The following is a 14,182-nucleotide window of genomic DNA, read 5'->3' on the forward strand; positions in this document are numbered from 1 at the left end:
ATTTACTGGCTGCTTTCACTTCCAGCACCTTGATGGCGTTGGAGTCCACCAGACCGCCGCCCAGATATTTATCGGTACACACCTTATAAAATCCCGGCTCGGTGATATTATCAGGACGGGTACGGGTGCCTGTCTCATGGTCAACAATGAAATAGCCGCGCTTGAAGTCACCCAGACCAATCACGCCATCCGGCATAAATTCGAGGTAATGGACAGACAAGCCCAGTAACATATCGGGATCACCGGCTTGTAAACGTTCACGCCAGATATAATCCCCATTACCGTTTTTCAGCTTTTGCACCTTAGCGGCAGTCGTGGAGTTCATCACCCACACCGCATTCTTGCGGTATTTATTCTTAAGCAGGAACTTAAGATCAATCAGGCTATCGGCCTCAAGCGTGGTAACTTCCAGTTTTTGCAGCGTACCAAAATCACGCACCTTGTCGCTTTTCGTATCGCGGGGATAAGCCAGAAAACCTTTGGCTTTTTTGCTGCCGTCACCGCTGACAAGATCCGTTTCTTCGGTATCGACGAAGGTATCAGCAATCTCTGAGGTCAGCCAGCCTAAGATATCCACATCGCTAAAATCGATAATCTCTTGGGTGGTCTTGGGATAAGCGTAGACAGGGAACAACTTAATACTGACTTCTTCCATTTTCGGAGTGGTTGTCTCGCCGCGTGACTTACCTTCTTCCCCGTGTGCCACTGCTGCGCCACCAACCGAAACAAGCTGCTTATATTCGTTACTGCGTGTGGTCTTGATAGTACAGATTTGGCGCATGACTGACTCACAGGTAAGTTGCTGCATGATCTGCTTATTCAGTTCGGGGATAACGGTATAGCCGCCGTCTGAAGGAACGCCTGTAGACAGGGAACGAGTTTCTCCGGTCAAAATATAGTGGCGCAGCTCGTCGTTATTGAGTTTTTCACTGGCAGGCTGGATCTTGGCCTGATTGCGTTCTTCATCAGACAGCGCCTCATAACGGGCAATTTCTGCATTGAGCGCATCAGACTGATTGCGCAGCTCGTCGAACTGTTTGGCTTCATCGGCGGACAGGGAGCGCTTTTCATTTTCTGCTTTGGTAAGCAAAGAGCGCATTTGATGGGTTAAATCGTCTTTTCACTGGCGTAATTCGAGAAGTTTTTTCATGGTGTTTTAAAATCAGTTGTTTTTCAGGGAAATATATTTAACAACATGAAAAACAATAAAAAAGCCCTCAAAATATGAGGGCTAAACAAACGGAAACATGAGGACAAATAATTTACAATCATTTACCTTTTATACTTGGTTTAACGCTCGGCTCTTCAAGGCTAAGCCATGGAGAAAACACATAACATTCTTTATCATTTTTCCTTAAATACGCTGTATTTGGCTTTGTTTCTCCACAATCAGATGCAGCATAGGCATCCATTCTAAGAGCGACCTTAATTAACGGCTCACCAATATAAGCAAATAAAAAATAGAAAGGTAATACTATAAGTAAAATATTCATAGATTTATTAGATAATTTTATTACCTCAGTATTATTGATTTTATCAATCCAATTTTTTGGTAAAAAAATGGACAGAATTGCAATTAATAGATGAATTAGAGAAGATATAACAACCCACACACCAAGAAGGATAAACAATAAAACAGCTGAAAATATTATGCTTACTATCCAAGGCGAATGTGTCAGATAATCATTTTCAATATCAAATCTATAATTCAAATATTTGACACTAATAATGTAAGACACAGATAAAATAATTAACTGATAGAGTTTTAAAAAGTATTTCCGTAATATATTTTTTATACCCTGCCACTCTGGAAAAATGCTTAAAATGCTACCAAAATAAACTATACCAAATGCCAACCACATATACCCATAAGAGAAACTCGTTAAAGCAACCCCCCATAAAATCACGGTTATTAGTAATTCATATAGCTGTTTTTTCTTATTGACACCTTCCATTCTCATTCCCTTTACACTTTTATAATAGTTGCTAATATATTTTTATTTAATAAATATTATTATCTCTATATATTCAATCAAGGCACAAACATACACTCCAGCCAGATCAAATTCCCGTAGCTTTCATACATCCCGTTCAGGATCATTTTTAGTCATTTAATACATGACCAACTTTAGATAGCATACCCCTCACAATACTACCGTGAGTGAGAGATACCGGGATCATATATATTTTCCCAAAAAAATTATGCGTTATAACAGATGCCGTCACGGTGGATGTACAACCGACTTTATGATTATCATCAGAGAAAATATTCAGAGATATCAACACCGTCAAATGTATATCTTTTGACAACAGACACATTTCATCATCACTGATACGTACAACCCTAAAAAAGTCCACATTGTTTCCATTGCGGAGTTTTTCATTTAAATTCTCACCAGAGAACCCATGGATTTTTTGTACACCAGCAAGACTTGAAATTTTATCTCTTATCGAAAAAGACATACGCAACCATAATGGTATACTCTTTGTCATTTTATTATAAACATCAAGGGCAGTCATTTTGTTTTCAATAAAAATTTCCTGCTGACTATAATAACGCAGCTTATCTTTTTTATCTAAAAGTAAAACTCCAGATTCATCACGATAGTACATTTTTCACCACTATATTATTTACGAAAAAATAGATTTTATGGCATTAATAATATTGCTAATTAGGTCTGTTATATGACCTGAGCCGCTCACCTGTTTGTAACCTTATTACACTTCCATATTATTATTAACCATTTCTATATAACTACATGGTTTTTCACGGGATAACGGGATATATAACTATTTTTATAGTTATTTCAACCAGTTAACGCACCCCATTTTATCCCGCTTATCCCGCTTATCCCGTAGCACAGTAGTGCTATTTTTAATTCTTTAAAATTCAATTAATTATAGCCTGCCAAAGAAAAACTTGTTCAGGATAACCTAATTGTCACAATACTACTTTATCTATCTTCACATCACATTACGGGATGCAATGGGATAATACGGGATAATTCAAAAAAACATAACTTACTGATTATAGATGATTAAATGTTTTTTATCCCGTTACCCCGTTATCCCAATGTTTTTCATCTTACATGATCCTCAATCTTCATCCTTGAAAATCAAAACCACAAACCGCCCCTGAGTGCCATTCACTGAAATGGTTTTACTGATAAAGCGATCTTTCTCCATTTTAATCAACATTCCGGCTTCTTCCAGAGCCTCAAAGCCTGATTTCTTCTGTAATCCCTGCAAGATTTCTTCTTCAAATACACTGGGGATAATGTGATATTCCACCTGTCCATCACCACGGCGATTATGTACCAGATAGCCCGCGAGATTGTTGATTCTCATGGCGTTAGCGGTGTCTATATTCCCATTCAGTTTTCCATAGGTATAAGGCTGAAAACGCGATAGACCGTATTTCTGGATAAAATCACGGGCACGGGTGACAACCTGATATTTTTCACGGTTCCCGATACCAAAATCTTCTAACCAGTCATCAAAACTTTGCTTTATCGCAGTGTGGCAATCTTCCTTGCTCCAGCCTGTGATATGTGTCGCCAGTTCTCCGGCGGCATCCAGTAAAGCAAAACGCACAGCAACGCGTTTTACTTGTGCCGAGGCTTCTTCTGGCAGGCTATCAAGCCACTCTTTTTCTTTACAGGTCACGGTTTCTATTGCCCGTTCCTGATTTTCAGACAGCCACAAGATCCACGCCCGACCCACCGCCCCACAGTAGCGTTTTGATTCACGCTTGATTGCCCTTGCGTGTGCATCTCCGTCCTCATAACCATTGAAAAACTCAGTATCGACAAAGGGTATACTTAACAACCTGACTAACTGCCCTGCCTTTGGCGTGATCCCGCCTTTTATCAGGAAGGTTTCTAAATCTTCCTCACCCGTCGAAAGGGCGGCTATCTTCCAGCGAATAACGGCACGGTTTCCACCTTCCCGTTTCCCCTGAATTTTTCCAACGCCGTTAAACAAACTGTAGGCACTGTTAGCGACTTCTTTCGGATTGGCACTTTGCCCTATTTCATCAATGGGTAAGAAACCATCATTTCGGGCTGCCGCTTCATTATTTAAGCCGTGATGGGTGCCATGCCACGATAGTTTAAGTTCTTCGGGATCACCGTATAAGCTACTGGCTGCCTCAACGGTGGTTGTTTTACCTGCTGAGGACTGAGCGAATAAGTGCACGCCAAAACAGTTACCACCTGTTAGCGAGTTCAGCGGCGCAGCTAACCCCACCAGCACCCCCAGCATCATTGAACGATTACCTGTCATTAATAAAGCAACGTTGGTTGTCCAGTCTTCGGCTGTCCCCCTGACGACATAACCTGCAATAGCTGATGTGCCACCACAAAACGCCACAGGCATATAAGGCTGACCGATGATTTCACCATCCGGCATGACATATGCCCCACAATGCCAGCCTGCCGTCTGTGTGACTTCCCACTTGCGGCGGTCTCCGCTGCGCTGTAAGTGATCGGCTAAAATCGGTAATAAACTGTTTTTGGTTGTGATATTAATCCCCCGTGAACGCAGTCGCGCCCAGCCCATAGGCATACCAATTTCACGGCGGGGCATGGCCTCAAAGGTATGTTTGCCTGTGCCTTCCTGAGATAACTTAATAATGAGATAACCTTCTCCGCCATCACTGCCAATACCGACCACTTCCATGTAATCACTCAGCCATTTTTCAATTTCAATGATTTCACCGTTTTGCTCCTTGGGTTCAACCCAATAAATACCGTTCTTTCGTGTATCAACATGTGGCTTTAATAGATCTCGTTCTTTTTCACGGGGTTCATCTAAATTAATCACAACTGACTTTGACACTGACACTTTTTTCCCAACCCGATACAAACCTTCACTAAATGTTTGCTTTGCTGCCTTGATACCGTAACGCTGGCGGTAATCATCCCAATCGGCTTTATCTTCCGTTGGCGGTAACGTGACCCATCCATCAACAGATTGAGCGGCTTTTTCAGCGGCAATCTTGCCAACGTTCTTTTTTAGTTTGCTGTTTTTATCCCGTTCTCCTTGCACGTGCCAGTCATTGTCAGCGGCAAGAATAATTTTCGCGTCTGACCACCGTTCCCTAACCTGTTCAGCAACCGCCAGTAAATTACCCTCATCAATGGCTGCCAATACCACGCCTTCATGTAATTGGCTGACGGTTAACGCCGTTGCGTAACCCTCAGTAATGATGAATGTATCGGGCGTTACGGTTATCTCAGATAAGGGGATAAAACTGCCTTTTTTCTGAGTACCTGCAACAAGGCGCTTTTCACCGTTCGGCTTAATGGTTTGTGCCCCAGTAATTGTGCCGTCCAGCGTCTGAACCACCAGCAATAACGAACCATCTTTCAATAACCGTTGATTGGGGCATTGCAGCCCCTTTTTCACCAGATATTGAGATTTACCCGTAACAGCGGTGGCGACCAGTGCCACAATGCGTTCAGCAATCGGCTTAGCTGCTCGCGGTTGTTCTTTGACGGTTTTGGTTTTGGGTTCGGGCAAAGGCATTGCCAGCACATCAGCTACCAGCTTAGCCGCTGCAAAGACCGTGATCCCTTTGTTTCTCGCTACTAAATCCAACCCGTCACCGTGATTCGGCTGGTCACACTGGCGACAATGCCAGTCACCGTTATTGTGATCATCAATAAAGTGAAAGCGGTCAGTGCCGCCGCATATCGGACAAGCACCATGCTTACCCTTTAACGGAACGTCGATACCACAGGCGGGCAACAAAAGTTGCCAGTGATTGGTGGCGGATTGCTTCACCGCACGAATAACATCTAACGGACGGCTTTTCTGATTATTATTTCCCTGACTCATGATCACTCGTCCTCGCCATTAACAGCCGCATAAAGCGAATAGTAAACTTCCTGATTGATATCACAGGCCAGTGAAAGCAAATCATGTAATTCTTCGGAACAGTGCTGGCTGGCCTGTTCAAGAATGATCTCATATAAAGAGGTACATAATCCCGCACGAAATGAAGCCTGACCTAATGGGTCAGATTTTCTGTATATAATGCAATTTAATAATTTATTCATCGGTGGCTGCGGAGCATGTTTCAACAGGGCTCGGTGAACTTCCTGATGAATGCTGTGCGCCAATGCAATCAGATTATTTAAATTGATTTCGCATTCACCTTTGGCTTTTTTGGTAATGAACGTGAAAAGTGAAATACCCAAACCTGCACGATATAGCGCCTGTTTTAGTGAGATAGGTTTATTACTCATGGTATGCCCCCTGACGTAATACGAAGATCAAGGGGGACATATCAGCCAGCCGCTGAGTGCCGGATGCAATTAAAAATGTAAATTTAAGGCGAGTTTGGTTAGACTGTGTATCAGCCATAGCATTAGCTCCGATAATGTTGTGGTTAAACGCCCTACATGTGTTGCGATCACTGTGGGGCGTTGTTCTATTAGGCTCTACCGTGGTAAGGTGTGTACCTAATGTATATAATACTATTCTGATAGGTACACACATGTCAACAGTCAAAAGAGATAAAAGCCCTAAGGGTGAAGGCAAAGCTCCGGCTTTCCAAATACGTATGCAGCCTGAATTTAAGAAACAATTATCAGAATTAGCCAAAAATGAAGGCATGAGTCTGGGAAACTGGTTTAAGGATCTAGCCCGTAAGGAATTACAATCACGGGGAATTGAACCCAAAGGCTGAACCGCCCAGAAATAAACCCAGTTATTGATTAATCCTCTCAAAGAAGAAATTATCTCAAATTGGTGACTCCTTAAACAAAAGGAGTCCTTATAGTTAATAGCCGCCATCACATCCCTTTATCCCAAAAAATCAGACTATTTTTAGAGTGAGTTAGGCCGCTGCCAATTAAGGCAGTTAATTTTTCCATCACGCTATTATTTAATTAGTGGCTTTGCGGCTATACGGGTTATTTATATTTTCTACTGTGGGCGGATTGCGTACCCAATGGAGCAGGTCACTAAGTAGCCAAGCACAAGAATTGCGGCCTAATGGCTTACGGGCAGGGAAACGGCCTTGATTTTCCAGTTTCCATGCTGACGTTCTGGAAATAGAGGTGATGTACTGACGTTCCTTTTCACGTATCAGACGATCATAAGGTTCGCCATACTCGGAAAGAATAGCACGGCGTTCTTCAGGTGTAGGAATGCTGTATTGGATAGTCATGTTACCCTCACTGTTTAATTGCTTTTGTGAGGGTATTTTACTTAAAAGGAATCATTACAGAAGAAAGCAACTTTGTTACGTATATATTACAATTGCCCTGCTTATCATCAAATCAAATACCCATTACTGAGCTGCTTTTAATATAACCACATTCTCATAATTGCCCGCTAATACATCCAGTCGCTCACACCACTTGTTTAAAGCATCCAGCTTCTCTGGTAGGTATTGGCTCTTGTTATATATAGCCATGATGCCCGGCAGTGCATGGCCTAACAGTTGCTCAACTACATGAGGTGCTATGCCTATGTCATTTAATTTAGTTGCAAACGTTCGCCTTAAATCATGCAAAGACCATTCCTCGTCATGCTCTAATTTTTTCCATATTTTTCTGCCATATTGTGCGACTGCTTCAAGTTTTTTAACTTCCCCTAAGAGGTAACCACTTTTATGGTTTTGGTGAATAATATTAACTAAAAATGGCTTCATGCATTCCGGTATTGGACGAATAATTTTATCACCTGTCTTGCTATTTTCTTTTGGAACAGTCCATAACATAGAATTAAAATTCCATTCTGAACATTTCGATAACCTGATCTCTCGTGTCCGACAACCAAATACAACCAAAATTTTCAATAAATTATTATAATAAGGTAGGTAAACACCTGCATTTATGGACTCCCATAATTGACCAAGTTCATTATCTTCTAAATACCGCTGACCTTTATTTTGTTTTTTTCCAACATCCTGAATAGTTAAATCATCCAACACATGGCTAACTGCATACCTTCTTACCCGGCAAAATTTTAGAGCTTGCTTGCACAGTTGAAATACAGAACCAGAAGCCACAGGAGCTTTCTTTTTCATTCTATCAAAGCATTGCAGCCAATATATTGTTTCACAGTCAGACAATGCCATTTCACCAATATAAGGATAAATATGTTTTTCTAATTGAAGAATGAGGGTATCAATATTCACTCGATTGTCTCTGCCGTAGTGTTCTATCCAATATTCGATAGCATCTTTTACAGTGACTGGTTTTAATGATTCCTGCATCGCTAAGTTAAATTGCAGCTTTGGATCTTTACCAGATGCTAACCAACTACGACATTTATCCCTCGTTTCACGAGCCTGTTTGAGACTCACATCAGGGTAGCGCCCAATGGTAAGGCGGTTTAACTTTTTGCCATCAAGTCGGTAGGTAAAGACCCAACTAATGCCACCAACTTTAGATGCTTTGGCGCTCAATCCAGCGCCATCGGCAAAAAATTCAATATTGCCCCTTTCTTTTCCGTGCAGGGTTCTAAGTTTTTTGTCACTGAGCTTGTTTAGTTCGGCAGCCATGATCTCGCTAAAGGTATTTATACAATTGTTTATATACAGTGTGCTGCAAGAGGGGTAAAACGTCAATAAACACTGTAACGACATACAGTTGAATCATTAATTAATTATTTGATATTTATATAAAAATAATAATCATGGACAAACTTCAAAACACTAAGTAAATATATATAGTCTGTAATGATTTCGAATACATCAACGCCGTTTGCAGCGATTTCATTTCAAACGTGCGAAGCTTTTCCCAATATTTCTAAAATTCTAAAATAATGAGAGGCTGATTCATGGCAAAACACATCGAGTTTTCCACGTCAGGCAACCCTGAGGTGATCCAATATTGCGAATTTACCCCTACCGACCCTGCTCCTGATGAGGTACAGGTTCAGAATAAGGCTATCGGGATTAATTATATTGATACCTATATGCGCAGTGGACTATATCCAACAGCAAATCTGCCCAGTGGCCTCGGAACCGAAGCCGCAGGTATTGTGACCAAGATTGGCTCTGGCGTGACATCCATTAAAGTCGGTGATCGTGTGGCTTATGCTCAAGCTACCCTTGGTGCTTATAGTGAAGTACATAATGTGCTTGAAAGCAAATTAGCTGTACTACCGGACGCAATCTCATTCGAACAGGCTGCTGCATCACTTTTAAAAGGTTTAACCGTTTATTATCTGTTCCATAAAACGCATAAAATTCAAACGGGAGAAACTTTTCTGTTCCATGCGGCAGCGGGTGGTGTCGGATTAATTGCCTGCCAGTGGGCAAAAGCATTGGGCGCAAAATTGATTGGGACTGTTGGCTCCGATGAAAAAGCAGCCCTTGCCAAAGCGGCGGGTGCGTGGCAAACCATCAATTACAACCGTGAAAATATTGTCGAGCGCGTCACCGAAATTACTGGCGGAGAAAAAGTTGGCGTAGTTTATGATTCCGTCGGTAAGGCGACATGGCTCAATTCGCTGGATTGCCTGAAACGACAAGGTTTGATGGTCAGTTTTGGCAATGCTTCTGGACCAGTGACTGGGGTAGATTTAGGCATTCTCAATCAGAAAGGTTCTCTGTTTGTCACTCGTCCTGCAATTAATGGCTATATCACTACCCGTGAAGAGTTAAATGAAGCCAGCAAGACGCTGTTTGATTTAATTGCCAGTGGCAAAATCAATGTCGATGTGGCAGAGAACCAGAAGTTTCCATTAAGTGAAGCTGCAAAGGCGCATCGCACACTGGAAAGCCGCGCCACCCACGGCTCCAGCCTTCTGATTCCTTAATTCCACCCACAAAAATGACAGAGCGGATCACATCCGCTCTGTCACCATCTCCAGTGCTTTTTCCACCACCATAATATCAGCGCCGGTCTTATGGGCATTCTCACTCAAGTGACGGCGCCACTGACGCGCACCGGGTATTCCCTGAAAAATGCCCAAGATATGGCGGGTGATATGCCCCAGATAAGTGCCTTTTGACAATTCCTGTTCGATATAAGGATAAAGCGCCTTAATCGAATCAATGGTGTTCACCACCGATGCCGCTTCATTAAACAACTCACGATCAACATGCGCCAGAATAGATGGATTTTGGTAGGCTTCCCGCCCAATCATCACGCCATCCACATACTGTAAATGCTGCTTTGCTTCTTCCAGTGATTTAATGCCGCCGTTAATGGAAAGCGTCAATTGTGGGAAATCTTTTTTCAATTGATAGACCCGTGGATAATCCAAGGGTGGAATTTCACGGTTTTCCTTTGGACTCAGACCAGATAGCCACGCCTTGCGGGCATGGATAATGAAATTATCGCAATCACTGTTTTTCACGACCGTATCAATGAAATCACACAAGAATTCGTAACTGTCCTGTTCATCAATGCCAATACGGGTTTTAACCGTGACAGGAATATCCACAACATCCTGCATAGCCTTAACGCCGTCTGCCACCAACTTGGCTTCCCCCATCAAGCAAGCACCAAAGCGGCCATTTTGCACACGATCAGAAGGACAACCAACGTTCAAATTGATTTCATCGTAACCCCGCTCCTGCGCGATCTTGGCACACTGCGCCAACGCCTGGGGTTCACTGCCGCCCAATTGCAATGCCAGCGGATGCTCCTGTTCGCTATAAGCCAGATAATTCCCTTTACCATGAATAATGGCGCCAGTTGTCACCATCTCTGTGTAAAGCAATGCTTCCTTACTCAACAGACGATGGAAGTAACGGCAATGACGATCAGTCCAATCTAACATGGGGGCAACGGAGAAGCGGTTGAGAGGGAATTCAGCCTCTTTTTTGCTCACATTTTTAGTTGTATCAGTATTCTCAATTTTTTTATTTTGCTGCATTTTTGTACTTTCAAGGCGATATTTTCATTCTCTGAATCTCTTGTCGTTCCCTCATTTATAAGGAAGCTGATACAGAGAATAGGGGGAAATTTATGGTCTACTATAGCACAGAGAAGCTCCAGAGCGCAGACAGGAATCCATACGAACTAAAAGCAACGATTGTCGTTCTTAGTAGAAGATTTGAAGAAGGTAAAAGAGATAATTATCAATTATTTGCTCACTTTATTTGATATCAAAATATCATATCACTCTTGTAACTTGGAGACGGAAAACTCAAATAATGGAAATCAATTTGAATAAATACATTAAACGCCAGACATAAGAGAACATTACAAGCTATCTTTTCCACACCAATGCCAAATACACTGAAAAGGCGTAAGATTGAAGCACTGTTCATTGCATTAGACGCGATAATTTCAGAAGGGAATAATGTTTCAATCCTGACAATTAATCGTAGGTATGATTTTATTAGATTTAGCCGCACAGCGATTAAATGTTATTAAAAAAAGTACAATCTATAAGATATTACCAGAGGTTCGCATAGTTATATGGTTTTATATACGTAAATATGAAACCACTAAATCTCACTTAAAACAACTAATAACGAAAAGAAAATATCAACAATGCAATTAATCACACGCAAAATACTGTATATGAAAACAGTATTGATATTGATTAATCTTGTGCTTTAACATTAGCATCTTTAATACACAGGGAAGATTATTTGTTACCATAAAGAAAAAATAAATCTTTCACAAATAACATCCAAAAATAGAAATTACCGTTTATGACTGTTTTAAAAAAAGATAGTTATTGAACTTAATAGAATATCATGAGAATAAACAAGGGAACTCAATGGACGTATCTAAATATCCTGAAAAATGGCAAGAGCGCTTTAAATTTTTTGAACAATATAGTAGCCCTGCGTCGAAAGAATTTAAGGTAGGTATAAAAAACATACCGCAAAAAAAACGAATTCTGATAAATATAAATTGGCTTGCCTTTATCTTTGGCATTTTTTATTTCTTAGCTATAGGATTATGGAAAAAAGGTTTGAGCTTATTCATTTTTTCCATTTTATTAGCTATAGGCGTTACATCAATATCTGAAACCCTAATATATGGAACAATGCCGCTAACATATATTATGTGGGGTTTTACAGCGAACTATGCCTATTATTTAAAAGAAATAAAAGGCGATGATGGCTGGAATCCCTTTAAAGACATCTTCACTAAATAACAATTGCGTTAATTCCCCTTACAAAATAGCGGCTTTTAAAAGAAGCTGCTATTACCACCATACATGCTTTTTTCTACCGCCAAAGAATTAAAATTTTGTTTTCAGCATATTCTATCGTTCTTATCTACCGATTAATTTTTATTTTTATCCTGAATAGCCATTCTCCAGTAAACAAAGTATTGCGTAACAGCAGAATAGTTAGTCACCTTTTCACTGACGCGTTTAACCATCAGCGCCGTAGCCGTCTGCCTGGATTCCACTTCCAGACTGAAAAACATGATAATATTACAACTATTGGCATCATGCTGGGTGTGAAAGGTGTAATGAAAACTATCAATCCAAAAAAATTACTGACACAGGCTAAGACAATCTGCCTATCACGAGGAGTGCGTTTAACACCTCAACGCCTTGAAATTCTGCGTTTAATCTCAACGCAGCCAGGCGCAATCAGCGCCTATGATTTATTGGATCTGCTACGTGAAGTCGAGCCACAGGCAAAACCGCCAACGGTCTATCGTGGGCTGGAATTTTTGCTTGAACAAGGTTTTGTCCACAAAATAGAATCCACAAATAGTTATGTGATTTGCCATCATTTTGAGGAACCCAGCCATACGTCAGCCATGTTTATCTGTGAGAATTGTGGTTCCGTTACCGAGCGGGATGCCAAGGATATTGAATCCGCTATTCAGCAGTTAGCTCAAGGCGTAGGGTTTCATTTACGACACAGCGTGATTGAAGTCCACGGTTTGTGTTCCCCTTGCCATGAAATCGATTCCTGTACAGAACGCGATACATGTCAGCATAATCACAAGACTGAAGAGAATAAAAAGAAATAAGGCAAAATAGCCTTAAGTTTGATTGAGGCGGTCATGGCCGATAAACACATTTATTTTCAAACTCCCGTAAAACTTTTATTGAACGGGTACTACGAAAAATGACCGCCCCAGAATGGCAAAGTGCAATTATCCGCTTTTACAATCAGATCCAATCCCCGTTACGAATAATACCAACTGCCAATCCTTCAATGGTAAAACTCTGCTCACTTAAATCCACAACGATAGGCTCGAATTCCGGATTTTCAGCAATCAGTTCAATTCTGTTTCCTATTTGTCTAAAACGTTTTACTGTTACTTCATCTTCAATTCGCGCCACGATGATTTGGCCGTTATGAACATCCTGTGTTTTATGAACAGCAAGTAAATCCCCATCCATAATACCGATGTCTTTCATGGACATCCCGCTGACACGCAACAGGAAATTAGCATTTGGTTTGAATAATGCAGGATCAACTTTGTAATGACTCTCGATATGTTCCTGAGCCAGCAATGGTTCGCCAGCAGCAACACGACCAATCAGCGGTAATCCCGCCGACCCTTCTTCTTCAAGAAGCAAACGGAGACCTCTGGATGCACCAGAGATAATCTCTATCACCCCTTTGCGCGCCAATGCTTTTAAATGCTCTTCTGCCGCGTTAGGTGAACGAAAACCAAGACGCGCTGCGATTTCAGCACGTGTTGGTGGCATACCCGTTTGCGAAATATGGTCACGCACCAAGTCATAAACTTGCTGCTGTCTGGCAGTTAATGCTTTCATTTCGCCCCCTGTTTGTTTATACAGTCAAACTGTGAGTATATACAGGTAAAATCGAATTGGGAACCTGCCAGCCCGTAAAAGCCGCTAAAGAATGTGTATTGACGAAAACCATGTCATATCAGTGCATAAAATACGACCAAAGGATCATTCCCCAGATAAACAACGCCAGAATCATTGTCAGAAATACCGCAGCTGATCCCATGTCTTTCGCCCTGCCCGATAATTCATGGTATTCACTGCCAATGCGATCAACTACAGCCTCAATGGCGCTATTGAGGATTTCCACAATGACCACCAGCATGACTGAACCGATGAGCAAAAGCCTCTCGGACGTGCCAAAATCAAGGGAAAATGCAATGATGATCGCTAATATGGCTACAATGACTTCCTGCCGAAATGCCGCTTCATTTTGCCACGTAGCCCTAATACCTTTCGCCGAGTATCCTGCCGCTTTAATGATACGAATCAAACCTGTTGATTGATTTGCCATAAAAAATTTTCTTCA

15 protein-coding genes are annotated in these 14,182 nt (G+C 41.5%); 4 read left to right on the forward strand and 11 right to left on the reverse strand.

The window, feature by feature from the left end; all coding sequences use genetic code 11:
• From PSI22_RS17565 to PSI22_RS17590, 6 genes are all read right to left on the reverse strand, one after another.
• Positions 1-1,099: phage major capsid protein (locus PSI22_RS17565; RefSeq protein WP_273580862.1), on the reverse strand; the 1,099-nt coding region annotated here is incomplete at its 3' end.
• A gap of 169 nt (positions 1,100-1,268) precedes the next feature.
• Positions 1,269-1,955, reverse strand: coding sequence for a hypothetical protein (locus PSI22_RS17570; protein ID WP_273580863.1), 687 nt, complete (start codon positions 1,953-1,955; stop codon positions 1,269-1,271).
• Between the two features lie 148 nt (positions 1,956-2,103).
• A complete protein-coding gene (locus PSI22_RS17575) occupies positions 2,104-2,613 on the reverse strand; it encodes a DUF2867 domain-containing protein (protein ID WP_273580864.1) in 510 nt (169 codons plus the stop codon).
• A 483-nt stretch (positions 2,614-3,096) separates the two neighbouring features.
• On the reverse strand, positions 3,097-5,841 hold the full coding sequence (locus PSI22_RS17580; protein WP_273580865.1) for a DUF927 domain-containing protein: 2,745 nt from the start codon (positions 5,839-5,841) through the stop codon (positions 3,097-3,099).
• Between the two features lie 2 nt (positions 5,842-5,843).
• Positions 5,844-6,251 (reverse strand): hypothetical protein, encoded by a 408-nt coding sequence (locus PSI22_RS17585; RefSeq protein ID WP_273580866.1) that lies wholly within the window; start codon positions 6,249-6,251, stop codon positions 5,844-5,846.
• Positions 6,244-6,369 (reverse strand): hypothetical protein, encoded by a 126-nt coding sequence (locus PSI22_RS17590; protein WP_262070589.1) that lies wholly within the window; start codon positions 6,367-6,369, stop codon positions 6,244-6,246. Before PSI22_RS17590 ends, PSI22_RS17585 begins: the two co-directional genes overlap by 8 nt.
• A gap of 133 nt (positions 6,370-6,502) precedes the next feature.
• On the opposite strand from PSI22_RS17590, the gene PSI22_RS17595 reads away from it, so the two are divergent.
• A complete protein-coding gene (locus PSI22_RS17595; protein WP_038194249.1) occupies positions 6,503-6,694 on the forward strand; it encodes a hypothetical protein in 192 nt (63 codons plus the stop codon).
• 198 nt (positions 6,695-6,892) lie between these two features.
• On the opposite strand, the gene PSI22_RS17600 is transcribed toward PSI22_RS17595, so the two are convergent.
• The gene (locus tag PSI22_RS17600) at positions 6,893-7,177 is read right to left on the reverse strand and encodes a helix-turn-helix transcriptional regulator (protein WP_273580867.1); all 285 of its coding nucleotides are present in this window, start codon (positions 7,175-7,177) and stop codon (positions 6,893-6,895) included.
• A 123-nt stretch (positions 7,178-7,300) separates the two neighbouring features.
• The gene (locus tag PSI22_RS17605) at positions 7,301-8,518 is read right to left on the reverse strand and encodes a tyrosine-type recombinase/integrase (RefSeq protein ID WP_273580868.1); all 1,218 of its coding nucleotides are present in this window, start codon (positions 8,516-8,518) and stop codon (positions 7,301-7,303) included.
• A 278-nt stretch (positions 8,519-8,796) separates the two neighbouring features.
• Between PSI22_RS17605 and PSI22_RS17610 the strand changes: the two genes are divergently transcribed.
• Positions 8,797-9,780 carry a quinone oxidoreductase gene (locus PSI22_RS17610; protein WP_273580869.1) on the forward strand — a complete coding sequence of 328 codons (984 nt, stop codon included), beginning with the start codon at positions 8,797-8,799 and terminating at the stop codon, positions 9,778-9,780.
• 27 nt (positions 9,781-9,807) lie between these two features.
• On the opposite strand, the gene dusA is transcribed toward PSI22_RS17610, so the two are convergent.
• Positions 9,808-10,845 carry a tRNA dihydrouridine(20/20a) synthase DusA gene (gene dusA / locus PSI22_RS17615; protein ID WP_273580870.1) on the reverse strand — a complete coding sequence of 346 codons (1,038 nt, stop codon included), beginning with the start codon at positions 10,843-10,845 and terminating at the stop codon, positions 9,808-9,810.
• A gap of 855 nt (positions 10,846-11,700) precedes the next feature.
• Here dusA and PSI22_RS17620 point away from each other — a divergent pair.
• Positions 11,701-12,084 carry a DUF2628 domain-containing protein gene (locus tag PSI22_RS17620; RefSeq protein WP_273580871.1) on the forward strand — a complete coding sequence of 128 codons (384 nt, stop codon included), beginning with the start codon at positions 11,701-11,703 and terminating at the stop codon, positions 12,082-12,084.
• Between the two features lie 323 nt (positions 12,085-12,407).
• A complete protein-coding gene (gene zur / locus PSI22_RS17625) occupies positions 12,408-12,920 on the forward strand; it encodes a zinc uptake transcriptional repressor Zur (RefSeq protein WP_273580885.1) in 513 nt (170 codons plus the stop codon).
• 142 nt (positions 12,921-13,062) lie between these two features.
• Here zur and lexA read toward each other — a convergent pair whose 3' ends face one another.
• Positions 13,063-13,677: a transcriptional repressor LexA gene (gene lexA / locus PSI22_RS17630; RefSeq protein ID WP_273580872.1), complete on the reverse strand. Its 615-nt coding sequence runs from the start codon at positions 13,675-13,677 to the stop codon at positions 13,063-13,065.
• A 118-nt stretch (positions 13,678-13,795) separates the two neighbouring features.
• Complete coding sequence (locus tag PSI22_RS17635; protein ID WP_273580873.1) at positions 13,796-14,167, reverse strand: diacylglycerol kinase; 372 nt, start codon at positions 14,165-14,167, stop codon at positions 13,796-13,798.
• Positions 14,168-14,182: the final 15 nt, after the last annotated feature.

Origin of the sequence: Xenorhabdus aichiensis (assembly GCF_028598775.1) — a bacterium.
Taxonomy (GTDB): Bacteria; Pseudomonadota; Gammaproteobacteria; order Enterobacterales; family Enterobacteriaceae; genus Xenorhabdus; species Xenorhabdus bovienii.